General features: G+C 58.8%; 18 protein-coding genes. 6 read left to right on the top strand and 12 right to left on the bottom strand.

Annotated elements, in window-relative coordinates:
* Positions 1-553: 553 nt before the first annotated feature.
* Positions 554-1,981: a peptide MFS transporter gene (locus JK208_RS04160; RefSeq protein ID WP_211574460.1), complete on the top strand. Its 1,428-nt coding sequence runs from the start codon at positions 554-556 to the stop codon at positions 1,979-1,981.
* On the opposite strand, the gene JK208_RS04155 is transcribed toward JK208_RS04160, so the two are convergent.
* The 12 genes from JK208_RS04155 to mutM form a co-directional block, all read right to left on the bottom strand.
* Positions 1,978-4,551, bottom strand: coding sequence for a cation:proton antiporter (locus JK208_RS04155; protein ID WP_194262029.1), 2,574 nt, complete (start codon positions 4,549-4,551; stop codon positions 1,978-1,980). The genes JK208_RS04160 and JK208_RS04155 overlap by 4 nt on opposite strands.
* Positions 4,552-4,600: 49 nt before the next feature.
* The gene (locus JK208_RS04150) at positions 4,601-5,221 is read right to left on the bottom strand and encodes a thiamine phosphate synthase (RefSeq protein WP_211574459.1); all 621 of its coding nucleotides are present in this window, start codon (positions 5,219-5,221) and stop codon (positions 4,601-4,603) included.
* Between the two features lie 117 nt (positions 5,222-5,338).
* A complete protein-coding gene (locus tag JK208_RS04145; protein WP_211574458.1) occupies positions 5,339-8,305 on the bottom strand; it encodes an FAD-binding and (Fe-S)-binding domain-containing protein in 2,967 nt (988 codons plus the stop codon).
* A 78-nt stretch (positions 8,306-8,383) separates the two neighbouring features.
* A complete protein-coding gene (glmS, locus tag JK208_RS04140; protein WP_211574457.1) occupies positions 8,384-10,210 on the bottom strand; it encodes a glutamine--fructose-6-phosphate transaminase (isomerizing) in 1,827 nt (608 codons plus the stop codon).
* On the bottom strand, positions 10,210-11,544 hold the full coding sequence (gene glmU, locus JK208_RS04135) for a bifunctional UDP-N-acetylglucosamine diphosphorylase/glucosamine-1-phosphate N-acetyltransferase GlmU (RefSeq protein WP_211574456.1): 1,335 nt from the start codon (positions 11,542-11,544) through the stop codon (positions 10,210-10,212). Before glmU ends, glmS begins: the two co-directional genes overlap by 1 nt.
* Positions 11,545-11,647: 103 nt before the next feature.
* Positions 11,648-12,439: a DUF3108 domain-containing protein gene (locus JK208_RS04130; RefSeq protein ID WP_249201935.1), complete on the bottom strand. Its 792-nt coding sequence runs from the start codon at positions 12,437-12,439 to the stop codon at positions 11,648-11,650.
* On the bottom strand, positions 12,429-14,873 hold the full coding sequence (gene gyrB / locus JK208_RS04125; RefSeq protein WP_211574455.1) for a DNA topoisomerase (ATP-hydrolyzing) subunit B: 2,445 nt from the start codon (positions 14,871-14,873) through the stop codon (positions 12,429-12,431). The genes JK208_RS04130 and gyrB overlap by 11 nt, the downstream gene beginning before the upstream one ends.
* 85 nt (positions 14,874-14,958) lie before the next feature.
* Positions 14,959-16,062 (bottom strand): DNA replication/repair protein RecF, encoded by a 1,104-nt coding sequence (recF, locus tag JK208_RS04120; protein WP_211574454.1) that lies wholly within the window; start codon positions 16,060-16,062, stop codon positions 14,959-14,961.
* Between the two features lie 13 nt (positions 16,063-16,075).
* Positions 16,076-17,200, bottom strand: coding sequence for a DNA polymerase III subunit beta (gene dnaN / locus JK208_RS04115; protein ID WP_194262021.1), 1,125 nt, complete (start codon positions 17,198-17,200; stop codon positions 16,076-16,078).
* Positions 17,201-17,290: 90 nt separating this feature from the next.
* Complete coding sequence (gene dnaA / locus JK208_RS04110; protein WP_249201934.1) at positions 17,291-18,715, bottom strand: chromosomal replication initiator protein DnaA; 1,425 nt, start codon at positions 18,713-18,715, stop codon at positions 17,291-17,293.
* Positions 18,716-19,047: 332 nt separating this feature from the next.
* Positions 19,048-19,317: a 30S ribosomal protein S20 gene (gene rpsT, locus JK208_RS04105; protein WP_062031354.1), complete on the bottom strand. Its 270-nt coding sequence runs from the start codon at positions 19,315-19,317 to the stop codon at positions 19,048-19,050.
* A 136-nt stretch (positions 19,318-19,453) separates the two neighbouring features.
* Positions 19,454-20,287, bottom strand: a complete 834-nt coding sequence (gene mutM, locus JK208_RS04100) for a bifunctional DNA-formamidopyrimidine glycosylase/DNA-(apurinic or apyrimidinic site) lyase (RefSeq protein ID WP_211574453.1) — start codon at positions 20,285-20,287, stop codon at positions 19,454-19,456.
* 30 nt (positions 20,288-20,317) lie between these two features.
* On the opposite strand from mutM, the gene JK208_RS04095 reads away from it, so the two are divergent.
* From JK208_RS04095 to JK208_RS04075, 5 genes are all read left to right on the top strand, one after another.
* Complete coding sequence (locus JK208_RS04095) at positions 20,318-21,106, top strand: class I SAM-dependent methyltransferase (protein WP_211574452.1); 789 nt, start codon at positions 20,318-20,320, stop codon at positions 21,104-21,106.
* A 4-nt stretch (positions 21,107-21,110) separates the two neighbouring features.
* Positions 21,111-22,310 carry a bifunctional phosphopantothenoylcysteine decarboxylase/phosphopantothenate--cysteine ligase CoaBC gene (coaBC, locus tag JK208_RS04090; protein WP_211574451.1) on the top strand — a complete coding sequence of 400 codons (1,200 nt, stop codon included), beginning with the start codon at positions 21,111-21,113 and terminating at the stop codon, positions 22,308-22,310.
* A gap of 19 nt (positions 22,311-22,329) precedes the next feature.
* On the top strand, positions 22,330-22,785 hold the full coding sequence (gene dut, locus JK208_RS04085) for a dUTP diphosphatase (RefSeq protein ID WP_211574450.1): 456 nt from the start codon (positions 22,330-22,332) through the stop codon (positions 22,783-22,785).
* Between the two features lie 92 nt (positions 22,786-22,877).
* Positions 22,878-24,521 carry an ABC transporter permease subunit gene (locus JK208_RS04080; RefSeq protein ID WP_211574449.1) on the top strand — a complete coding sequence of 548 codons (1,644 nt, stop codon included), beginning with the start codon at positions 22,878-22,880 and terminating at the stop codon, positions 24,519-24,521.
* 24 nt (positions 24,522-24,545) lie between these two features.
* Positions 24,546-25,859, top strand: coding sequence for an AAA-associated domain-containing protein (locus tag JK208_RS04075; protein ID WP_211574448.1), 1,314 nt, complete (start codon positions 24,546-24,548; stop codon positions 25,857-25,859).
* Positions 25,860-25,862 lie beyond the last annotated feature (3 nt).

Genomic DNA, 25,862 nt, shown 5'->3' with positions numbered 1-25,862 from the left:
CCGCGGATATACCGGTGATCGAGTATGTGCTCTCACCGGCAGAAATGGACTACACCGCTTTTCCTAGCGCGAATTGAGACATTCTTCGCAACAATAGGATGTGTTCTCACAAAAAAGTCAGAAATTTAGAGTTCCCAGATATATAAGTTGGCATAATATATCTTATACGACATATATGTATTGCAGATCCCGCCTCTGATTCATGTGGGATTTCAAGTCTTTCAACTTGTGCCCAGCGCATTGAACCCATCGGATTTCAAACTTATTCCTATGGCAAAATGCCACGGAACACCATTGCCCCAGATTTTCGGTGCCTTTGAAGCGGATTTTTGAGATGCAGATCGCGTTCCTGGTGACTGATCTGATACCTATGGCAAAGTGCCATGAATAAGATTTGTGGCACTTTGCCACTAGAAAACTTTGGGCTGGTGATCTTATGGCAAAATGCCACTACGGCTAGATGATGGCATTTTGCCATAGGCATCTCTCCTCTTTACCTCCGTGGGTTTCTGCCGTTACGCAGGATCTTCCTCCCCTGCATCACTGAGGCTGCATGACCGAGATCCTTCCTGCTTCCCCCGTCATCGAACCGTTTGCTCCCTCAAGACAACGTGAACTCTGGGGGCATCCCATCGGGTTGTGGGTGTTAACACTGACGGAGGGCTGGGTCGGATTTTCGCTTTATGGCATGCAGGCCATCCTTGCGCTTTATCTCACGGACCATCTGCTTCAGCCCGACCATTCCGGGCATGTATTTGGTCTGGCGCCGCTTGAGGCGTTTGTCTCGGCTTTATATGCGCCAGTCGGGCCGAGAGCTCTGGCGGGAGCCATTACAGGGCTTTTTCTGGCCTTGATCTATGCCACTCCCCTCATCGGCGGTTTTCTGGCGGACCGGGTTCTTGGTCAGACACGCACCATTCTTTTTGGGGCGGTTCTGATGACGGTGGGTCATTTCCTGCTGTCATTCGACTGGAGCTTCGTGCTGGCACTGGGTTTCCTGCTCGCAGGTCTTGGCATGGCAGGAGGATTGCGGGCACAGGTTGGCGCGCTTTATGCCTTGGGCGACCGGAGACGTTCGGACGCCTATCAGATCTATATGATGGGACTTCAGGTTGCCGTCATCGTGTCGCCGATATTATGTGCAAGCCTGGCGCAGATCGAATGGCACTGGGGGTTTTTGGCCGCGGGCGTTGGTATGCTGATCGGGCTCGTCGTCTATCTTTTCGGGCGCCGCTGGCTTCCTGCCTCTGACCTTACCGTCCATCTGAAGCCTCATGATGCGAACATTTCAAAACGCATACGCCCTGCCCTGACGTCACAGGAAAAAAAGACGGTCTGGCTGCTTCTGGCGCTTGTGCCGGTTATGGCAGTTGGAGCTGTCCCGAACTCCGAAATTTTTGACGGTTATCTGCTCTGGGGACGCGAGCATTTCCAGCTTCGTCTTTTGGGGCACGAAATGCCGGTCAGCGATTTGATTTCCTTGGACGGCTTCATCAGTACCCTATGTGCTGTGGCTGTCCTGTGGTTCTGGAAAGCCTATTCCCGGCGGCGGCAGGATCTTTCCGAGATTACGAAAGTCGCACTCGGCACTTTTATCGGGGCATTCGGTCCCCTGCTGCTGGCTTTGGGCTCATGGATCAGCCCGGGCCTACATCAAGTCAGCCTGCTTTGGGGGCTGGCCTTTCACATCGTTAATGATATCGGCTTTTCGATGAGTTATGCGATCGGAATGGCCCTTTTCTCCCGGGCTGCTCCCGTGAGCGTCAACACCATCCTCGTGGCCTGCTTTTCGCTACATCTGTTTCTCTCCAATCTTCTGATTGGAAAGCTCGCAACACTTCTGGGTCGTATTTCCGACGTCTCGTTCTGGCTGCTGCACTCTGGAGCCGCTCTGCTGGCGGCGGTCATTCTTGGGTTCTGCGCGCTCCGGTTCCGGGAGTTGCTGGCTCCCGAAAAAGAGACCCCGCCCCCGGCTCTTTAAGGCGGCGAAACCAGATGACGCATCTCCGCGGCGGAGGCCGTTGAGATCGCGTCTCCGTCCAGCGTGCGGACTGTGACAGGCATCAGAAGCCCGTCTGCCCTTTTCTTGCTGCGCTGGATGATAAGGCGCTGGACGATGGGATAATCCCGGATCAGCTTTTCGAAAACCGGTCGCGGAATGGCTAGTAGATGGCTGAACTGAAGGGAGCGGACAGTTCCGGGCATGACGTCGTTGCGGATGACGGAGGCAGCCCCGATCAGATCTCCACTACCGAACAGGATCTCCTGCTCAGCCAGATTGACTTCAGCCAGCCCCGCGACCTGAGCATAGACCACCCGAACGCGCTGGCCGCGTTTGAACAACACTTCTCCGGGTGAGACGAAGTGCATTGAAACCTTGGAGGACAGCTTTTGCAGCACACTGTCCGGAACGCCATTGAATGCCGGAAAAGCCCGGAGGCGCTGTTCGATGCCGCTTTTCAGATTAAAGCGTAGCGGCGCATCAAGTCGTGCCCGCTGACGTTCGATCTCACGATGCAACTCGCGGTGAAGTTCCTCGGAAATCAGGCTGTCGGCTTCAAGAGCATCATATTCTTCGTCTTCAAGGCGTAGGGCGATCTGGCGCAGGATGCGGCTTTCCAGAGCTTCGGAATAGCCGGAATAATGCAGGCGAAGTGTTTCAAGCGCATCATCCAGCAGTTTGCGCTGACGGCCGAGCACTTCAGCCACGATTTCCGTGATACGCGGACCGAGTGTGGGTTCCATACGCTGGCGAACGAAGCGCTGAAGCGACAGCGAGACCAGATGCGCGATGATGAGCATCTCGAAGCGCTCCATCATGCAGTTCGTCAGGGGTTCGTCGATATGCAGACGACTATGCAATTCCTGCGCGATCCGAAAGCGGAGTGAGGGCTGAAGACGCCGCTTGAGCGCGCGCACATAGCCATAACGCCCTTCCAGTCTGGCGCCATCGGCCATGGATTCAGCCGTTCTCAACAGCGTTTCCATCACACGGCGTGACAGTCCCTGAATCCGGAATAGGTCCAGCAGCAGGGAGCGTTCCTGATTGGCGATGGTAATCAGGGCAATGTTAACGCGGTTACGGTCGCTCAGGGCGGACTCAAAATTATTGGCCGCCCTCTCCTTCTCGGCACGACGTTCGAGACGGCTGATAACGCCGGCGCGCGTCTGCTCGCTGAAGCCAAGCTCTTCGGACAGTTCCCGCGTCCGTTCTGCGACCTCACCCAGACCAATTCCCACGATCTGCTGGCGGATGGCCTGATCGATAGGGGAAAGCTGATCCAGTTTGAAGAACAAAACCAAGGCCCGCAGCGTCGTACCGTTGATCAGAAGCGTGATGAGAACGAAGCCCGTGGCGATGATACCGACGAAATGGGCCACAGGGCTGGAAACGCTCTGGTTCTCCGTCACAGCAAGGGCAAGGGCAAGCGTGATGGCGCCGCGAATGCCACCCCAGGCCATCGTGGCCTTGAAGGGATTCGGAACAGGGGGCGAGAGTTTCGTAATGGCCAAAAGAGGCAGCATGCCGAAAATTACGGCCGAGCGCGCGATCAGACCAGCCACACTCGCAATCAGGATCAGCACGAAATCCCATTTCGTCATGCCGATCAGCAGACGTGGAACCAGCATGGCCGCAAGAAGGAAGACGAGCGATCCGGCCCAGAAAACGAGCTGTTCCCACATTTCGTTCAGAAAACGCCAGACCTGCGGACGGAAGGTGGAGGGCCCGTAAGCGGAAACGGTCAAGCCTGCGGCGGCCGTTGCCACAACCCCCGAAAAGCCGAGCATTTCATCGCACAGGATATAGACGGCATAAGGAAGCGCTAGCGTTAGCGTAACTTCCGAAGCCGCCGACCCGCCAAGTCCTGCAATCAGCAGTAATGTCAGGCGCGCCAGACAGACCCCCACCACGATGGCCCCGATAAAGGCCGTCATAAAGTCCATCAGGGCTTCGGTCGGGTGGATCTGGTGATGGGACGTAACGGCGGCGAGCAGGATCGAGAAGATCGAAATGGCCGCAGCATCGTTCAGGAGCGCTTCTCCTTCAACGAGGCGTGTCAGGCGGGATGCAGCACCAATTTCGCGGAAAATTCCGGCCACGGCAGACGGATCGGTCGTCGCGACGATCGATCCCAGAAGCAGGCAGACAACAAGGCTCTGTTTGGCAAAAGGATAGAGCGCAAAGCCGATCGTAGCCGTGGACACAATCACCGCCACAACAGCCAGCAGTAGGACAGTTGCCGTTTCATGGGCCAGACGGCGCACATCGATGGCCATCGCACCCTGAAAAACCAGAATGGGCAGGAAAATCAGCAGGAAGGCTTCGCTGTTAACCGGAAAATAGATCAACGCTTCCGCCGCGCCGTCCAGAAGATCGGTCGCAGAAGATCGGACGATCAGAGACGCAACCAGTCCCAGCCCGATCCCTGTCAGAGCCAGCAGAACCGCCTCTGAAATTTCAAGACGCTTCGCGAGAGGCTGAATGATGCTGACAAGCGTGAGCAGGAACGCAAGCGCTAGGAGTACGGCTGCCAGTCCTGTCACCATCATCGTTGTCTCGGCTCTTTCATCAGATCGTCCGCAGACGAGGTGGTAGGTTTCAGGTTGAGGCGGCTTTTTCGGAGATGGCGTCAAGCCAGCGCCGGACCTGCCCTTCCGGGTCTGAATGGCCGATGAAATCGCTCATCACAGCCACCGTATCCGCTCCGGCTTCAAGGCACTCCGTCAGCCGTGGCACCGTGAGGCCTCCGATCGCTACCAGCGGCACATCTCCGCACAGCTCCCGCCATTCCGCAAGTTGCTTCAGCCCCCTGCCCGTCAGCTTCACGCCCCGAAGTTCCGTGGACCAGACTGGACCAAAGGAAATGTAATCCGGCTTGCAGGCCAGAGCCTCTTCCAGCTCCTGACGGGTATGGGTCGAGATACCAAATCTGATACCTGCGGTCCGGATCGCCTCCAGGTCAGCGGTTTCCAGATCTTCCGGTCCAAGATGCAGCCACTCATAACCCAGTTCGATGGCAGTCTGCCAGTAGCGGTTCAACGCGAGAGACACATTGAAACGTGCCGCAAGTTCCTGAGCCAGCAAAGCTTGTGCCCGAACATCCTCTTCAGACAGATCCCGGAGATAAAGCTCGATGAATCGCAGCCCGGCTCCGCCAAGCCGTTCCACCCAGCGGGGCTGGTCAACAACGGCGTAAATCTGGGACGGAAGGGAAGACATGACGTTCATACTCCACAGGGCCTGCTGGCAAAGATGAGCCTTTTGAGATCGGGTAACACTGTTACAGTTCGGACCCTACGCGTCCAGAGGTGCGATGTCGTTATCAACGCCCTGTTTTCACAAGCGTTCCTGCAAAATGGAAATCAGTGTTTCCGCAGGATGGGATGGACGGATTCTAGCCATGCGCTCAGTCTGACAGCGGCACGAAAATCCGGTTGCGAGAACCGGTGTCTCAACTTTCCTGGCCCAGTTCTGCTCGAACATATCCCGTGACATTCCGGCATGTTCCTTCTGATGTCCGAACAGCCCCGCCATGCCACAACAGCCTGCTTTCCCAGCCTCCACCAGCACACCATAATGCTGAAGGACAAAAGCCCAGTCTCCGGCACTTTCGGGACGGGCGGCCTGTTCCGTGCAATGCGAAATGACGGTCATTCGGCGAGTATCGCCACGGCCTTGAAGCGGTTGCAAGTTTCCCTGCCCGATCTGTTGCCGAAGAAACGTCTCCAGTGGAAGAACTGGCGGTATGGGACTGCTTCTTGCCACTTCCCGGTATTCCTGCGTGAACATGAGACCAGTTGCTGCATCCAAGGAAACGACAGGAATATCAAACTCGGCCAGTGCCCTCAATTTCTTAAGGGTCGCGCGCGCCGTCGCACCAAAGCCTTTACGAAACCCCAGAACATGACGTGCCTTGCCATTGTCCCAGACGGGCGTGAGTTTCGCATCAAACCCGAACTGCGTCAGCAGGGCATGAACCTTCTCAACAAGCCCTCCGTCAAAGCTGCCGGTAAAGGAATCCTGCATCACAATAACAGCGCGCGGATTGCTCCGGTTGCGTTGCAGCCACGACCGGCTGACCTGACTGCCCGCCTTTAGTCGAGCCGGTCGCAGATGCGGAAGATCCACCAGTCCCAGACGGGACAGAACGGCTTGCGATGCGAGATTGTGCATTATGAGATTGGCGAGCTTGGGAGTTGTTCGTCCTGCTGCCAGAAGCGGCTCCAACCAGTAGACGATATAATCCCGTACAGGCCTGCGGTTTTCACGAAAATAGGTTGAAAGAAACTTGGAACGCATGGATGGAATATCCACGCGGATCGGACATTGCGTGGCGCAGGCTTTGCACGACAGGCAGGTGTCCAGAGAAGCCTTCAGCTCTTCCGTTAAAGCGGGAAGCATCCCTCGATCTGGAGCATCTTCCGGCAAAGAGGCCAGTCTGGCCCAGCTTCGAAGCAGCAGGGCGCGGCCTTTCGGAGACTGCGAGCGGTCTTTCGTGATCTTGTAAGACGGACACATGGCCATGTCCGGCTCGCGGTTGAAACAGGCACCATTGCCGTTGCAGCTTACGGACAGGCCGTAAGATTCACGCAGCGAAGGTGTGATCTCCTCGTCAAACCCGCCCTTGAAGGGGATGCCATCAATCCGGTCCACGGGATACCCCGCTCCACCCGGAGCCAGCTTGCCACGATTAAAAATATCTTTGGGATCAAAGACATCCTTGATGCGGCACAGTTCTGCAAAAAGAGTTTCGCCGAAAAAGAGCGGCGAAAATTCCCCGCGGAACCCCCGACCGTGTTCTCCCCAAAGCAGACCGCCATGACGTTTCGTCAACTCAGCCACTGCGTCAGAAATTGGCCGGATCAGCGCCCGGTCTTCAGCGGTCAGCATGTCCAGAAAAGGCCGGACATGCAGGCACCCGACGTCCGCATGGCCAAACATGCCATAAGACAGGCCATACCCATCCAGAATGTCGCGGAATTCGCTGACATATTCGGGCAGAACCTCGGGGGGGACGGCTGTATCCTCGACGAAAGGAACACCCTGCTTATGGCCGTCCGGACGCCCTAGCAGACCTACAGATTTTTCCCGGAGCGTCCAGAGGTTCGCAATAATTTCCGGATCAGAAACTGCTTTATGATCAATGGGTTTGTGAGGAGAGCTTTCAAGAAGTCCAACAGCATGAGCCATCTGCTCTCTCAGGACTTCCAGATCGTCTCCCACGAATTCGACGAAGCTCATTCCCTTGACTGGAAGAGCTGACATATTGCCCAGAACGCGTTCAAGGGCATGCCATGTCACGTCCTGCTGGGCCTTGGCGAGAACACGGTCATCCAGCACTTCAACTGCGGAGGGGTTGGCAGGCAAAAGGGTCTGGACGTCCCGTAGGGTCTCATTGAAGCTGGCATAGCGGACGACGATAAGCTGGCGGTATTTCGGCAGTCGTCTGACGTGCAGAACGACCTTCTTGGTCAGGGCAAGCGTGCCTTCCGATCCCGCCAGAAGCCGTGCGAGATGAAAGCTCCCGTCTTCGAGCAGGATATTCTGCAGATTGTATCCGGTCAGACCACGATTCATGTCCGGGAAAACGCGCTGGATTTCTTCCGCACGCTCCGTGACGACCCGATGGACTTCACGATAAGCCCGGACGGCAAGCCCGGTTCCGGTCATTGCGTCTTGCAGCTTGTCAGCAGTCAGCTGACCAACTGCAAGATCGCTCCCATCCGCGAGAACGACATCCATCGCCTCAAGATAGTCGGATGTTCTGCCATAGATCCTTGAGCCTTTGCCGGAAGCATCCGTCGCAATCATGCCGCCAATCGTCGCGCGCGTAGCGGTTGAGACGGTTGGCGGAAAGAAAAAACCATGGGGCTTCAGAAAGGCGTTGAGCCGCGCCAGAATAACGCCCGGCTCAACGGTGACCGTCCCTGCTTCGGCATCGAAATCGAGGATCCGGTCCAGATGACGTGAGACGTCAACCACGACGCCATCGGTCAGGGACTGGCCGTTGGTGCCAGTGCCGCCGCCCCGGATTGCGAGCGTCAGATCACCTTCAGAAGCCGCTCTTACGGCCCGATTGAGGTCCTCGCCGGTGCGCGGATGGATGACCGCAGCCGGGAGACGCTGATAAATGCTGTTGTCGGTGGAAGAAATCAGCCGCGAGGAAACCCGCAGGTCGATATCACCTTCAAAGCCCTGCTCGTTCAGCCTTCTGACGAAAGCTTCACGCAGGGCGATTTCGGGAGCGCTGGGGGAAAGGCCTGAATTTCCGGCTGGTGTTCCGGATATTGCGTCTCCACCCATCTTTACGTCCCTTTTAGTGTTTTATGGTCCATACCGTTATAATGAATGAAAAATAAGCTCTCCGGACAGGAAAATTCTTCACTCGACCGTCACGGATTTCGCAAGATTGCGCGGCTGGTCCACATCCGTGCCTTTCAGAAGCGCGACTTCATAGGCGAGCATCTGAACGGGAATGGCGTACAGGATCGGTGCGACGAAAGCGTCCACATCAGGCATGATGACGATCTGTTCCGCCACACCTTCAAGGCGCTTGGCACCTGCCGCATCGGTGAAGACAAGAATGCGCCCACCGCGCGCTTTGGCCTCCTGAAGATTGGACAGTGTTTTGTCGAACAGGATTGTGGACGGCGCGATTGCGACGACCGGAACGGTCTGGTCGATCAGGCTGATCGGACCGTGTTTCAGTTCACCCGCAGCATAAGCTTCGGCGTGGATATAACTGATTTCTTTTAATTTTAAAGCGCCTTCAAAGGCAATCGGTGTACAAATCCCGCGTCCCAGATACAGGACATCACGCGCCTGCGCGACAAGGGCGGCCATAGCCTGAATGTCCTTGGTGCGGGTAAAAACTTCTGCTGCCCGCGACGGCAGATCCAGCAAGCTCGCCGTCAGACGTTCTTCGCGGGCCTGATCCATCGTCCCACGCGCACGGGCGAATTCGATCGCCAGCGCTGCCAGAACGGAAAGCTGCGCGGTGAAGGCTTTGGTCGAAGCAACGGAAATTTCCGGCCCTGCATCCATGCCCAGCACGAGATCGCTTTCCCGCCCGATTGTGGAATGCTCGACATTCAGAACCGAGACAATGCTCTGACCGGCCTTTTTGAGGCTGCGCAGAACACCCAGCGTATCGGCGGTCTCGCCGGACTGTGAAATCAGCAGCGCCACGCCTTTGTCCGGCTGGGGCGGTTCGCGGTAGCGCATTTCGGACGCAACATCGATTTCCACCGGAATGCGCGCAAGGGATTCCAGCCAGTACCGACCGACCATCCCGGCATAATAGGCGGAACCGCAGGCCGTGATGGTGATGCGCGGAACCTGTGCCGGATCGAACGGCATGGGTGGCAGCGTAATGCGCTTTGAGGCCGGGTCTGTAATCCGTTTCAGCGTCTGCCCAATAGCGACCGGATGTTCGTGCAGTTCCTTCTCCATGTAGTGCCGGTAGCCATCTTTGCCGACTTGCCCTGCCATAAAGGTGAGATCCTGAACCGGACGGCTGACTTCAGCGCCGGTCATGTCAAAAATTCTGACGCTATCTGTTGTGAGTTCGCACCAGTCCCCGTCTTCGAGATAGGTCATTTTCCGGGCCATGGGGGCCAGTGCAATGCTGTCCGAGCCCAGAAACATCTCGCCGTCACCGTAGCCGACAGCAAGCGGTGCGCCATGACGGGCGCCAATCAGCAGACCTTCATGATCCTTGAAGATCATGGCGATGGCATAGGCCCCTTCCAGTCGCTTGATGGCCGCAAACGCGGCTTCCCGGGGCGGCAGTCCCTGCTCCAGATAGTCATCGACCAGATGGGCGACGGTTTCGGAATCCGTTTCGGTCCGAAACACACGCCCTTTCGCTTCCAGTTCTTCCTTAAGGGCTGCGAAGTTCTCGATAATGCCGTTATGAACGATTGCCACACGCCCGGCTTCATGGGGGTGGGCGTTGTTTTCGGTGGGAGCGCCATGCGTTGCCCAACGGGTATGACCGATGGCCGTGGTGCCGTGCAGCGGATGCTCTTTGAGGACGCGCTCCAGATTATCGAGCTTACCCGCAGCGCGACGGCGTTCGATGTCGCCCGACGCCGTCAGGGTCGCGATCCCGGCAGAATCATATCCGCGATACTCAAGGCGTCGCAGCGCCTCGAAGGCGATCGGGCTGGCAGGCTTGTGTCCGACAATACCGCAGATACCGCACATCAGCCCTGTTCCTTCCGAGCTTTAAGAGACTGTTTGATCTGAAGGCCGCGTCCGGCTTTCAGTGTTTGGCGCGTCCGGCCCAGAGCCAGGTCACCGGCAGGTACATCATCGGTAATCACACTTCCTGCGGCCACGAGTGCATCGTCACCGATGGTTACGGGAGCCACGAGAATGGCGTCAGAACCGACAAAAACCCGCTCTCCGATAATGGTTCGGTGTTTGAAGACGCCATCGTAATTGCAGGTGATTGTCCCCGCCCCGACATTGGTGCCGCGTCCGACCGAAGCGTCGCCGAGATAGGTCAGATGGTTGGCCTTTACGCCTTCGCCCAACTCCACGTTCTTGAGCTCGACGAAATTGCCGACATGCGTCTGCGCGGCACAGACCGTTCCGGGACGGAGCCGGGCGTAAGGACCGATCAGCGCAGCTTCTCCAACTTCGCAGCCCTCAAGATGAGAATAAGCGCGAATAAGCGCGCCTGAACGGACCGTTACACCCGGCCCGAAAAAGACATTCGGCTCGACCGTCACGTCAGATTCAAGAACGGTGTCAGTGCTGAAAAAGATGGTTTCCGGCGCAACCAGTGTCACTCCGGCATCCATCGCCGCATTTCGCAGGCGCGTCTGGAGGGTTGCCTCGGCGCGCGCAAGTTCAGAGCGGGAATTGACGCCAGCCAGTTCGTCTTCAGGCGCTTCCACACAAATAACCGAACCGGCTTTAGCGGCCATTTCAACGACATCCGTCAGATAATATTCGCCCTGAGCGTTGTCGTTACGAACATTCTCCAGCCAGTTTCGGAAATTCTCCGCTCCCGCACACATGACGCCAGCATTGCAAAGGGTGATGCTGCGTTCGTCTTCAGTCGCGTCCTTGAATTCGACGATTTTCACGACCTTACCGCTGTCTTCGACAATCCTGCCATAACGTCCCGGAACGGCTGGACGCATTCCCAGAAGCGCCAGACTGGCACCCTCTCTACGGGCCGCAAGCAGGCGTTCCATGGTCTCGGCGGTAATCAGCGGATTATCAGCATAAAGAACAGCAATATCCCCATCCCCGAACAGGTCCCGCGCTGCATTGGCTGCGTGCGCCGTGCCGAGCCGTTCGATCTGCGTGACGGTTCTGAACGGACGGACAGCCTCTTCGAGTTCCGGCATATCCGGCCCCGTGACGACGACCACATCATCGAAGACCTGCCGGGCAGTTGTGATGAGGTGATTGATCATGGGCTGGTTGCCCAGACGATGCAGCGCCTTTGGCAGACGGGATTTCATGCGTGTGCCGAGGCCCGCAGCGAGAATAATGGCGGTGGTGCGATGGGTTGTTTCGGTCATGTTCTGCCCGGGGTATCCAAACCACGGGTCCGCGTCAAACGAAGCCCGCAGACTATGTCATCACTTCGAATTGCCGATTATTGCAATTCGTTCGAGTGCTCGCTCACGGAGCCAGGGCATGCTGCATGACGACCATGACATGACCGAGTTTAGGATGATTGAACTCGATCCGCACGGGAACAAGCCCCAGACCGTTGATCTTTAAAAACCATACTGCGCCGGGTTGTGGGGCGGCCAGTTTGGCCCGGTTCGGAGAGTCCTTGATGAACCCTGCGATCTGACGACCAATGAAATCGCACCGCATGGCCTGCCCGGAATAGGCTTCATCCTGACCTTGGGGAATATCCACCATGACAGGGCCATGCACCATCATCTGCGTCAGCCGAAGTCCGTCGAAAATGACTTGAGATCCGTCACATTTTCCTGTCGTCGCAAGGGAATGCAGCAGATGCGCCATTCCGCTCAGAGTGTCGACTGTATGAGGCAGCAAGTCGGCTGGAATGGGTTCGCGGTCGGTTTCTGGCGGCTGGAGATCCACCACCTTCGGGGTGTCGTTCGAAAACTCCAATCGAACATGCCTGTTTTTGCCGCGCGAAACGCCGCCGCTTTCAAACAGCACCGGCTGCACATTACCGTCCGGGGTGAACTGTCCCTGAACATGCGACGTCACGTCCATCGTGACGAACCAGCTGATCAGGCCCGCGGGCTTGATCTGGGTACTGCCACCATACCCCCAGGGCTGGAGCTGGTAGGACGTCCTGGCGTTCAGGACGTGAAAGCCCTTGATATAGACAGCATAGGCCGCGTTAATCTGGGGCTCAGCTTTGGCCGAACCACAGATCAGCCCCGCCGTTAAAACGAGGCTGGCTGCGGCTGCAAAAGCCTTAAACGTCAAGATTGGCGACTTTCAGAGCATTGCCGACGATGAAGTCCCTGCGCGGTTCCACAACGTCACCCATCAGTGTTGAGAAAACCTGACCGGCATCTTCGACATCCCCGATCTTGACCTGCAACAGAGTCCGGGTCGAAGGATCGAGCGTCGTGTGCCAAAGCTGTTCGTCATTCATCTCGCCCAGCCCCTTGAAGCGATTGATGGTCAGTCCGCGGCGTCCCTGAAGCAGAATGCGCTCCATGATGGCGGCCGGGCCGAACAGTTCGTAGGACGTCGGATCGAGTGTCAGGGTGACGGGTTTTGCAAAATCACGGGCCAGACTCTCCCATTCCGAAACCAGCCAGCGCGCCTCCACGGAGCGTAGGAGCGAAGGCTCAATGCGGTAGACTTCACCCACGCCCCGGACAGAGCGCGCACATTCCAGACCGGTTTCCGAAATGGAGACCTTCCAGCCACGTTCGTTGACAAGGGAGGCACCATCAAGCCGCTGCTGGAATTCCGCCATTCGTGAGGTTGCAACAGCGATATTGCTGTCTAGAACCCCAGAAATAGCAGCCTGCTCCATGACCCAGACCGGCACTTTGGAGGCAATGCTCTGAAGGCGACGGGCGGCCGCTGACATGAAGGTAATTGCTTCTGCCAGAGCCTCGCCTGTCAGTTCGCGGCCATCAGCAAAGCGGAGGGTTGCATTCGCCAGCGCCTTGTCCAGCAGGTACTGTTCAAGAGCCGCATCATCCTTGAGATAACGCTCTTCCTGTCCACGCTTGGCACGATAGAGCGGCGGCTGGGCAATGTAGAGATAGCCCTGCTCGATCAGTTCGGGCATCTGGCGGAAGAAGAACGTCAGCAGCAGCGTACGGATGTGAGAGCCGTCCACGTCGGCGTCTGTCATAATGACGATTTTGTGGTAGCGAAGCTTTTCCGCCGAAAAACCACCCTGATCGACTTCGCCGCGGCCAATCCCGGTGCCAAGAGCAGTAATCAGCGTGCCGATTTCCGCCGATCCCAGCATTCTGTCAAAACGTGCGCGTTCAACGTTCAGGATCTTGCCACGCAGCGGGAGAATGGCCTGAAAACGACGGTCCCGTCCCTGTTTGGCCGTGCCGCCTGCGGAGTCACCCTCAACGATGAAGATTTCAGCCTTGGACGCATCGCGCTCCTGGCAGTCCGCGAGCTTGCCCGGAAGTGACGAGACATCCAGCACGCCCTTGCGGCGCGTCAGCTCACGCGCACGGCGCGCTGCTTCACGAGCACTGGCGGCGTCGATGATCTTGGCGACGATCGCCTTGGCTTCTTTGGGATGCGTTTCAAACCAGTGAGAGATCGCATCCGATGCGGCTGCGTGCACAACGGGCTGGACTTCGGACGAGACCAGCTTGTCCTTCGTCTGGGACGAAAACTTCGGATCCGGCACCTTGACGGACAGCACGGCCGTCATGCCTTCACGCATGTCTTCACCCGTCAGCGAGCCTGCCTCACGCTTGGCCACGCCTTCGGCATACTTGCCCACAACGCGGGTCAGAGCCTGACGGAAGCCCGCCAGATGCGTGCCGCCATCGCGTTGGGGGATGTTGTTCGTGAAGCACAACATCGTCTCGTGATAGCTGTCGTTCCAGGTCAGCGCGAATTCGACGCGAATGCCGCTTTCCGGATTGTCGATCTCGCCCACGATCGGCGGTGTGACGATGGAAGTTTTTGAAGAATCAAGCCATTCCGCGAAAGCGCTCAGACCGCCTTCATAGTGGAAACGCAGTTCTTTCGGCTCCGCATGACGCTCATCACGCAGGACGATCAGCATTCCCGAGTTCAGAAACGCCAGCTCGCGCACACGGCGCTCAAGAATGGAGAGTTCGAAATCGACCTTCGTGAAGGTCTGTTTGCTGGGCTTGAACGTGACCAGAGTGCCACGGTCTTCCGTGGACGGACCGATGACGTGCAGGGCCTCGTCACGTTCGCCATGCTGGAAGCGGATCTTGTGCTCAAGACCATTGCGCCAGATGAGCACCTCCATCCATTCGGACAGCGCGTTCACCACGGCCGCACCGACGCCGTGCAGACCGCCCGAAACCTTGTAGGAATTCTGGTTGAATTTGCCACCCGCATGCAGTTTGGTCAGAACGACCTCAGCCGCGCTGATGCCCTCTTCAGGATGCAGATCGGTCGGGATGCCGCGACCGTTGTCGCGAACCGAGACGGAACCATCCCCGTTCAGGGTCAGGATGCAGTATGTCGCGTGCCCGGCCTGCGCTTCATCGACGGCATTGTCGATGATTTCGAAAACCATGTGGTGCAGGCCCGAGCCGTCGTCCGTGTCGCCGATATACATACCCGGACGTTTGCGGACGGCATCCAGCCCTTTGAGTACCGAAATGGACGACGCGCCGTAATCTTCACCGTCTGCGCCTGGGATCTCGGGCTGGTTCTGGGTCTCTGACATGCGCGTGACGGTCTCCGTGGTACTCTGAAAAACTGTTGAATCAGTATAGCCTGCACCGGACGGTTAGACCAGCGGTGGGCATGCGTCAGGCCGGAGATATGCTTCCGTTCCTGACCGAAAAAAACTGGGCCCGGCCTTCGAGTGCTGCAAAAGGCGCGTGGTCCGTACCGGTAATCAGAACGGGGGCCTGCAGTTTCTCAAGACTGTCGAGAAGGGCGTGACGTCGGGTTTCGTCCAGATGGACCAGAGGTTCATCCAGCAGGATAGCGGGAGCCTGCCCCCGTTCCTGTGTCATCAGCCGCGCATGGGACAGAATTGTGCCAGTCAGCATGACTTTCTGTTGTCCGCTGCTGGACAGTTCAGCCGGGCGTCCTGTGGCAGTGTCCGAAAGGGTGAAATCGGCCCGGTGTGCACCGATGGACGTGGTGGCGCGTTGCCGGTCTTCGGTGCGGGATTGCTGGAGACTGTTTCTGATCCAGTCTTCGACGTCCAGAGCGGGTTGAGATGTCAGGCGGTTCGAAACAGCGCAGTCCAGATGTAATGTGCTGGCAGAAAATCCATTATTCTCAAATGGATGCGCGTTCATACTCTCAACAAGTGCGAGGCGAGCGGCAGAGGCCGCAACCGCATGGCGGGCGATGGAATCTTCAATGGACGCAAGCCACGTTGTCTCGGTTGGGCGATCCGACAGAACCCTGTTCCGACTGACAACCGAGCGATCATGGGCGGCAATCTGGCGACCATGATCGGGAGAGAGCGCCATGACCAGCCGATCCAGAAAGCGGCGCCGACCGCTGGAGCCTTCCTGAAAAAGCCGATCCATCTGCGGCGTCAGCCAGACGCAGGAAAATCTTTGGCCAATCGTGGCCTGAGAGCGGATGTTTTCGCCGTCGAGCTGGAATGTCCGGCGCTGTTTTTCGTTTAACTCACTTCCTGTTCCGATCCGGAATTCATCCAGACCGGACTGGAGCGACGCCGCAACGCCCCACCGTGCGGCTCCCGTACGACACAACGCAGGGAGAGACGCGCCCCTTAGTCCACGTCCGGGAGACAGCAGCGAAACGGCTTCCAACAGATTGGTCTTTCCGGACCCGTTCTCTCCCGTCAGGACCAGAATGGAGGCATCCGGGGTCCAGACGGTGTGAGTATAGTTCCGGAAATCCGTCAGCGCGAGCCGGGTCAGTTTCAATCGTGGCTCGTGTTCAGACCCGCATGGGCATCAGAACATACAGCGCCGAAGGCGACGCCGTATCACGCACGATGGTGGGCGCAGAGCTATCGGAAAATGCAAATTCCACTTCCACGTCGATCTGATCGGTAATGTCCGTCAGATAACGCGCCTGAAAGCCGATTTCGATCGGTGCGGCATCGTAGGAGACGGCGTTTTCGTCCAGTTCCTCATGCGCCACGCCCTGATCGGGGCTGGTGGCGGACAGGTTCAGCATGTTCTGCGTGACAGACAGCTTGACCGGGCGTGAACGCTCCTGGCTGATGGCCGCGACGCGACCGACAGCCGCTGCGAAATCACGCTTGCCGACACGCAGGATGCGGTCATTGCCCTTCGGAATAACGCGCTCATATTCCGGGAAGGTTCCGTCAATCAGCTTGGAGGTCAGAAGGACTGGTCCGGCCTGAAACTGGATGCGTGTGTCGGACAGGGAGACTTCCAGATCGGCCGCCCCTTCGTCCAGCAGCTTGCGCAGTTCGTTGACGGTCTTGCGCGGAATAATGACGCCCGGCATACCGCGCGCGCCTTCGGGCAGATCTGTCTCAACGCGCGCCAGACGATGGCCGTCCGTGGCGACGGCGCGCAGCATCGGGGTGGCCCCGTTTTCCGCGACGTGCAGATAGATACCGTTCAGATAATAGCGGGTTTCTTCGTTTGAAATCGCGAATTTGGTGCGATCGATCAGACCGCGCAGCGTTGCTGCGGGGAGCGAGAAACGATGTGGCAGATCTCCGGCGACCATGGCTGGGAAGTCGTCGACCGGAAGGACATTCAGGCTGGTGGCATAACGGCCTGCACGCAGCGCGAGCGGTGCTTCGCTGTCCTGATGATCGAACTCAAGTGCCACACCATCTGGCAGTTTGCGGACAATTTCGAAAAGCACCGCAGCAGGCACGGTGGTGGAGCCGGAGCGCTCACCCGTCGCGGGAACATCTTCGACGACGGCAATTTCCATATCCGTGGCCGTCAGGCGCAGAACATCGCCCTCAAAGCTCATCAGAACATTGGCCAGAATGGGAATGGTATTCCGCTTTTCCGCAACGCCATGAATATGCGCCAGAGCCCGTTGCAGCAGGGTACGGTCAACCTTGAATTTCATTCCGGGCCTCGGGGAAGATCTTGAATTAATTGAGAGAACCTAGCAGACCCCCGCCCCTCGGGAAAGAGAGGGATCGGGGGCTGGCGGAGGTCAGCCTTCGAGCATCCGGCGCAGCAGTTCCACGTCCTCGGCAAAGGACGTATCCTGATCCATCAGCTCGGTGACGCGGTTGACGGCATGCATGACCGTCGTGTGATCGCGGTTACCGAACTTGCGCCCGATTTCTGGTAGCGAGCGGCTCGTCAACTGCTTGGCCAGATACATGGCCACCTGACGCGGACGAGCGACTGCGCGCGCACGGCGGGCAGAGGACATGTCTGTCAGGCGGATGTTCCAGTGCTCGGAAACCTTGCGCTGGATTTCCTCGATTGTGACGCGGCGATCGTGGGCCTTCAGCATGTCCTTGAGAACATCCTGCGTCGTATCGAGTGTCACCGGGCGGCCCACGAGATCAGCATGGGCGATCAGACGATTGAGCGCGCCTTCGAGTTCACGGACATTGGTCGTGATCTTGTGCGCGAGATATTCCAGAACCTTGGACGGAACATGCGTGCCCGACGCTTTGGCTTTGGCTTCCAGAATTGAAATGCGCAGCTCAAAAGTTGTGGCGTGGATATCCGCAACCATGCCGCAGCCCAGACGGGTCCGCAGACGGTCCTCAAGCCCGGAGAGGTCGGACGGGCTCTTGTCCGCACTGACGATGATCTGGCGGCCAGCATCTACAAGAGCATTGAACGTATGGAAGAATTCTTCCTGCGTATTGTCCTTGCCGATCAGGAACTGAAGATCGTCGATCATCAGCACGTCAACGGACCGGAGCTGTTCTTTGAACTCCATCGTGGACTGCGAACGGATCGCCGCGATGAAGCGGTACATGAATTTTTCCGCAGACATATAAGCCACGGAGACCTTGCCGGTGCGGGTTAGTTCCGTGCCGATGGCGTGCATCAGGTGCGTCTTGCCGAGACCTACGCCGCCATACAGAAACAGCGGGTTAAAGCCGGGGCTTGATGGCTTTTCGGCCACACGACGCGCGCAGGCATAGGCGAATTCGTTCGGCTTGCCGACGATGAAGGTGTCGAACGTGAAGCGCGGATCAAGCGGGACGGCCAGATCGCTCCGGCTCTCGGAAACAGCGCTTTGTGGCGCAGTCTCACTGGAAATACCTGTGGTGTCGTCCGAGTCTTCGACGTCGTCCGCCGGAACTTCGGGTAGCCCTCGCTTGACCTGAAGCTCCACGCCCTTGATGTCTTCGCGCTCAGTCCGCCAGAGCGTCTGAAGACGCTCCTCATACTGGCTGCGAACCCAGTCGCGGAGGAATCGCGTGGGCAGATAGAGAGTCAGTTCATCTTCGTCGAGTGGCCCCAGAACGATCTGCCGGAGCCATGTCCGGTATTCGACCTCGCCAACCTCACTCTTCAGTTTCTCACGAACGCGGACCCAGGCGGTCTCAAGCGGCGTCGTCGAACCGGGGGCGGAGGCGCTGGCGTCCAGATACTGAGCGTTTTCCACCATTGTACCCCCTTTCATATCCAGTCCCGCAGCACGCGGGCATCAGTTGTTGGTCCCTGCGCGCAGGGCGGTTGTGCTCTCGACAGAAAATCCGCATCAGGAACGCAGGAAAATCCCGGAGAGCCAGACATCCGATATTTTTTTGTCGAACGCTCAGGATAGGCGTCCGTTCTGCCCGAAGCAAGCTGGAACACGAACGGTTCAGCGGGATGTCATGGGGTGTTCCCCATAAGCAACCCAAGGTCAGACGCTCGGGGAAAGTTTCGGGATGCAGTCAAAAAAGAACGCGCTCCTGGAGGGGAGCGCGTTCTTCAGTTCCAACCCGAAGGTGAAGCTCAGGCGGTTGCCAGAGCCTTCACGCGAGCGGACAGGCGGGACAGCTTGCGGCTGATCGTATTCTTTGCGATCACGCCTTTGCCTGCTGCGCGCTGCATTTCCGGCTGTGCAACCTTGAAGGCTTCCGCAGCAGCGGACTTGTCGCCGGACTGGATGGCGAGTTCGACCTTCTTGATGAACGTACGCATACGGGACATGCGGGCGACGTTGCGCTCACGGCGACGTTCATTCTGACGGATGCGCTTACGGGCAGAAGCTGTGTTTGCCATGGATCTTTCGGTTCACTTTGCGTTTTGGTCGCGTAAATGGTTGGCGCCCTCTACTCCCCTCTGGCGGGTCCCGTCAAGCGTTTTGCACATTTTACACAGGATGGGGGCATCTTTCCGCCCCTGCCTCCCTTCGTGATTATTTCTGGCAGGTCGGGCAGAAGAACGTTGAACGTCCCGACTGCGTGATGCGCTGGATCGGACTGGCATCCCCGCAATTCGGACAGGGCGCTCCCTCGCGGCCATAGACAAGATGCAAGTCCTGAAAGCCGCCTTTGGTCCCGTCAGCCTGCACATAGTCGCGCAGGGACGACCCGCCGGACGCGATCGCCTGCTCCAGAATCTGTGGAATGGCCTCTGAAAGAGCCTGCGTCTCAACATTGGTCAGCGTGCAGGCCTGTCGTTCTGGATGAATGCCGCAGCGGAACAGGGCTTCGCAGACATAGATATTGCCAAGACCCGCAATCAGCTTCTGATCCAGCAAAGCGGATTTAACCGGTGTACGCCTGCCCCGAAACAGCTCTGCCAGTGCCTGTCCTGTCATGGTGGGAGAAAGGGGTTCCATACCCAGATGCGCGAGAAGGCGATGATCCTCCTCCTCGCCTGTGCGGACAAGATCGACGCTGCCAAAGCGCCGGGGATCGACAAGCCCTGCCCGCGCACCGCTGCCCGTCTCCAGAACCAGATGTTCATGTGCTGGCGGAGTCGCATTCGTCCCGGCCCTGCCGATCGTGAGTCGGCCCGACATCCCCAGATGCAGCAACATGCTCCAGCCGCCCTCAAGGCGCATGAGAATGTACTTTGCACGCCTGCGGAACGAGAGAACGCGCTGCCCTTCCAGCTTCTCCCGCAGATCTGCGGGAAACGGCCATCGAAGATCGGGGCGGTTGACGGAAACATGGCTGATTCGATGCCCTTCGAAGGCATCACGAAACCCGCGCATGACGGTTTCGACTTCTGGAAGCTCTGGCATGGCTGGCCTCAACGATATATCGATTGCCCCATGACCGATAGCGCAGAACACAACGCCTCGCCCTTCCAGTCCTCCGAACATATCGAGGACACCATCGATTTCGGCTACCGCAATGTCCCGCGTGGCCAGAAAAAGACGATGGTCCGGGAGGTGTTCGAGAGCGTCGCCGGGAAATACGACATCATGAATGATGTGATGTCGCTGGGAATTCATCGCGTCTGGAAGCGCATTTTCGTTGGGATGCTCAACCCGCGCCCCAACATGAAGCTGCTGGATCTGGCAGGCGGTACGGGCGACATCACGTTCGGCTGGCTGCGTGCTGGAGGTGGCCCGGCCATCCTGTCCGACATCAATGCCGCCATGCTGTCCGTCGGGCGTGACCGCGCCATCAAGGCCGGGCTGATCGGCAAGATCGAGGTCTGCGTTGTGGATGCGGAAGCCATCCCCCTGCCCGACTGCTCCGTCGATCGCGTGACGATTGCCTTTGGCCTGCGCAACTGCACGGACAAGCTGGCAGTTCTTCGCGAAGCACGTCGTGTCCTCAAGCCGGGCGGACGCTTTTTCTGCCTCGAATTCTCGCAGGTCGAGATCGCGGCCCTCGCACCGATTTACGATCTCTGGTCCTTTCAGGTTCTGCCCAAGATGGGCCAGATTATCGCCAAGGATTCCGAGAGCTACCAGTATCTCGCCGAGAGCATCCGTATGTTCCCCGATCAGGAAACGCTGGCACAGATGATGCGTGATGCCGGGCTGGAGCAGGTCCAGTATCGCAACCTGTCCGGTGGTATTGCTGCCATCCATTCCGGCTGGCGTCTGTAAAACCATGCGCCGCGTCCTGCTGATCGTCTCGGGAGGGATCGCGGCGTTCCGGGCGCTCGAACTCGTGCGCCTGCTGCGGGCGGATGGTATTGCCGTCACCCCCGTCATGACCAAAGCGGCAAAAGCGTTCGTCACGCCGCTCAGTCTCGAGACACTGGCAGGCGAGCGCGTGCATGATGCGTTGTTCGAACCCACGCAGGAAAGCGAAATCGGCCATATCGCACTGGCCCGAAGCGCGGATCTGGTCGTGGTTTGCCCTGCCACAGCCAACATTATGGCGCGCATGGCCCATGGCCTCGCGGATGATCTGCCGACCACACTGCTTCTCGCGACCACGTCCCCCATTCTGCTGGCCCCGGCCATGAATGTGCGGATGTGGGAGCATCCCGCCACACAGGCCAATCTAAAAATTCTGAAAGCACGCGGCGTTTCCGTGATCGGCCCTGATGTAGGCAGCATGGCTTGTGGCGAAGTCGGCGCCGGACGTTTGAGCGAACCTCCGGTTATCCGCGATGCGATTCTGCGTCTTCTGACGCCCGACCAGTCCCTCTCCGGACGTCATGTTCTGGTGACGGCAGGCCCAACGGTCGAGCCGCTCGATCCCGTGCGCTTCCTGTCAAACCATTCTTCGGGACGGCAGGGCTATGCCATCGCGGCGGCTCTGGCGAAGCGGGGCGCGACCGTCACGCTCGTTAGTGGCCCGGTTTCGATTCCTCTCCCCGAGGGCGTACGCCGCATTCCGGTCCAGACCGCGCGCGAGATGCTCGTCGCCTGTGAAGCCGCTCTGCCAGCCGATGCCGCAATCTGCACGGCAGCCGTTAGTGACTGGCGTGCAAAAGAGATCGCCTCCGGCAAAATCAAGAAAACTGGCGACGGCCCACCCGCGCTCGAACTGGTGGAAAACCCGGATATTCTGGCAACGCTCTGCCGTTCGCCCCAGCGTCCGCACCTTGTCGTGGGGTTTGCCGCCGAGACGGACGCTGTCCTGCAAAACGCGCAGGCCAAACGTCTGCGCAAGGGATGTGACTGGCTGGTGGCCAATGATGTCCGTCATGGCGTGTTCGGTGCGATGCGCAATACCGTCAGCCTGATCGACGATCATGGCCTGCAAAGCTGGCCGGAAATGGACAAGACGGACGTTGCGGAACAGCTCGTTGAACGGATTGTCGCGTTCTTCGCCAACCCGCTTTCACCGGGGGCATAATCCGGGGTAAGACAGGGTCATGACGACAGACCTGATCGATGTGCGCATCACGCGCCTGCCTCATTCCGAGGGGCTTCCCCTCCCTGCCTACGCCACTGCCGGGGCCGCAGGATTCGATTTCCTGGCCGCTGTGGATGCGCCCCTGACGATCGCTCCGGGTGAGCGCGTTCTCGTGCCGACCGGACTGTGCATCGCCCTGCCGCCTGCCTATGAGCTTCAGGTCCGTCCGCGCTCGGGCCTGGCGCTCAACCACGGCATTACCCTGCCCAATTCGCCCGGCACTATCGACGAAGACTATCGCGGCGAACTTCGCATCATCGTCATGAACGCGGGCACCGAACCCTTTACGGTCGAGCGTGGCACCCGGATTGCACAGGGCGTTCTGGCCCCCGTTTCCCGTCTGCGGTGGGCGGAAGTCGAGACACTGGACGAGACCGCACGGGGTCATAGCGGTTTTGGCAGCACCGGCCACTGATCTTGGCTTGCTGGCATGCAAAAAACACTTGAGACTTCCAGAGGTCTTTTTTTAACCTCTGGTTTCCATCAGGAACGAGGACAGCACGCACCATGACGGGTAGCCCGATGGCCATGCCCCTGCGGATCATGCATCGCTGGCGCCAGCGCATGAGCGGCGTCGAGCTTTCGATCCTGTTCTGTGCCACCGCAATCGCGCTCCTTGTGGTTCGGCACGCTCCGGCGGCGCCTGCCATATCGGGGGTGTTGCCGGGGGCTGCAGTCGGCGTCTGGAGCGCCGCAGCCCTGACCCTCCTGCATGTCGCTCTGTCGCTCATGACCGTTGTGGTCCTCTCCCTGCTCATATCCGGAGCGGCATGTCAGTGGCCGCGTTTCAGAGCGTTCCTGATCCCCGCTCTCTCGGTTGGCCGAGCCGTTCCGGGTCTCGGTCTGATCGGGATCTGCGCGGCTGTCTTCCCTGCGTCCGTGACCATCGTTCTGGTTGCGGCTTCCAGCATGATCTGGCGGATCGTCACGGCTGTTCTGGATGCGGAAGATACGCTCCCACCCGCCCTCGACGAAGTGGCCACCGGCCTGCGGATGACAGGATGGCAGCGTTTCTGGCGCTTGCAGATTCCCGTTGCAGTACCGCTGACGACGTTCAGGGCCATGCAGGCCATGCCGGCGTTCTGGGTCCGTCTTCTGGCTGCGGAAGGTCTGATGATGCTGATGAGCCATCGGATGAATGAAGGATGCGGCGCGGCAGTTCTTCACGCCATGCTGGATCACCACCCGTTCAGAATCGTCGAAATCTCGTTCGTCATTCTCCTGCTGATTCTTCTCGTCGATCAGGCCGTCATGCGTCCGGTTCTGGGCTGGGCGCAGCGTTACCGGCCTGAAGGCCCTCTGGAAGAACGCCCCCGCCCCCAGTCCTGGCTGCTGACGGTGTGGCGGCGGACAAAACCGATGCTCTGGCTCAGCGGAACATTGGGCGAGGCTCTTGCGTGGATCGGAAACTGGCGGATCGGGCGCCCCCGGAGCATTCTTCCCGAACAGGACGTGGCTTCCCGCGAGTTCCCCCGAGCGATCCTTCCGGTTCTTTCGCTGTTTGCGCTGGTTTACGCGATCTACCATGCTGGCTTACTGCCGCTTATTCCCTCGGACCTCGCCGAGAGTATCCTGACGCTGTCGCATGTCTGTGGAACGCTGGTCCTGTGCCTTCTGGTGTGGGTCCCTTTGGGTCTGCTCATCAGCGAAAGCAGGGCGTCCCTGCGCAATGTCTGCCGAAATGCTGTTGCGGCCTGCGGACTGTTTCCGGCTGTCCTGCTCTATCCGCTGTGTCGGGAACTGGGTCTCAATTCCGCGATCGTGCTTCTTTTTCTGGGCGCACACTGGCTGGTCGGGATTGTAGTGCTGGATGCGGCAAAGGCCATTCCTTCGGGATTGCGACAGGTCGCCACCGGCCTGAGGCTGCGAGGCTTCCTCCTGTGGCGCAAGCTGCTTCTGCCCGCCATCGCCCCCGAACTCTGCGGCGGTCTGCTGACGGCTGTGGTGCCGGTCTGGAATGCTGTGATGGTGGCAGAGGCTTTCGTGCCGTCCGATAGCGGTCTGGGCGCCACCCTTCTGTCCGAAGTGCTCGGCGGGGCCTTGGGCGCGCAGATCCTTGCCTTGATGCTGCTGACGCTGCTGTCCATGCTGCTCGACCGTCTGATCTTGCAACCTCTCGCCGTGAATGCGGCCCAGAAATATACTCTCTGAACCTCAGGCTGAAATTCCAGATCCATGAAATCCCTCCTGTCCCTTCGCGAATGTCGCCAGACCTATCTCAAGGAGAGCAGCACGGATCTGGTCGTGCTCGATCACATCAGCTTCGATGTGAGAACGGGAGAAATCCTCGGCCTTCTCGGACGTTCCGGATCCGGGAAATCCTCCCTGCTGCGGATCATGGCCGGACTGACGCCGCCGGTGTCGGGAGAGGTGCTCTGGCAGGACACGCCCGTGACCGGCCCGCTGGATGACGTGGCGACCGTCTTTCAGTCCGGTGCGCTCTTTCCCTGGCTGACGCTGCGGCAGAATGTGGCTCTGGGTCTGGAAATGCGCCGTCTGCCGCGGGCAGAACGCGAAGCCATGACGGATGCTGCCATCGCGGTCATGGGGCTTGAAGGCTACGAAAACGCCTATCCGAAAGAGCTGTCAGACGCCCTCAGTCAGCGCGTCTCTTTTGCTCGCGCCTTGGCCCTTCAGCCGTCGCTGTTGCTGCTGGACGAACCGTTTTCGGCGCTGGACATGCTGAGTGCGGAAAACCTCCGCACCGATCTGATCGAGCTGTGGGACGAAAAACGCCTGCCCCTCAAGGCCATGCTTCTGGCGACGCACGGGATTGAGGAAGCTGTCCTGATGTGCGACCGCATCCTCATTTTCTCCTCCAGCCCCGGCCGCGTTACACACGAAATTGCGGTGCCCTTCCCCCATCCGCGCAATCGCGAGGACGAGGATTTCCGCCGCTTCGTGGATCAGATCTACACGCTCATGACCCGTCGTGCTCCGATCGTGTCTGAAGCGGAGTTGGTGCAGTCGAATTCAGGCTCCGGTGAAAGCCTGCCACCCTTCTCCATCGTCCTGCCCGATCTCGCCGTGGAGGTTCTGGTCGGGCTGATGGAAGTCCTGCAAAGCGAACCGCTATCCGGTCGTGCGGACCTGCCGGAGCTGGCGCAGCGGCTTCAGATGACGCTTGATGACCTGCTGCCGCTCGGGGAATCCCTTCAGCTTCTGGATCTGGCGGAACTGGAAGATGGGGACATTCTGCTCACGCCCGATGGTCAGGCCTTCGTCGAAGGCGATTCCGACACCCGCAAGGACCTGATGCGGACGGCATTGCTGCATCATCTGCCTCTGCTCCGCTCCATCCGCGGCACGCTGGACGAGCGTTCAAGCCATGTCGTGGACGCCGCACGTTTCCGTAAAGCGATGGAAGAGAGCATGTCGCCTGATTACGCCCGCCAGACCCTCACCACGGCGATCGGCTGGGCCCGCTATGCCGAACTCTTCGACTACGACGAAGAGTCCGACCGTTTCCATCTGGAAAACGAGGAGTAAACC

Source organism: Gluconobacter sp. Dm-74 (assembly GCF_018256135.1).
GTDB lineage: Bacteria > Pseudomonadota > Alphaproteobacteria > Acetobacterales > Acetobacteraceae > Gluconobacter > Gluconobacter cadivus.
Note: the sequence above shows the minus strand (reverse complement) of the source record. Positions and strands in the feature narration are given on the sequence as shown.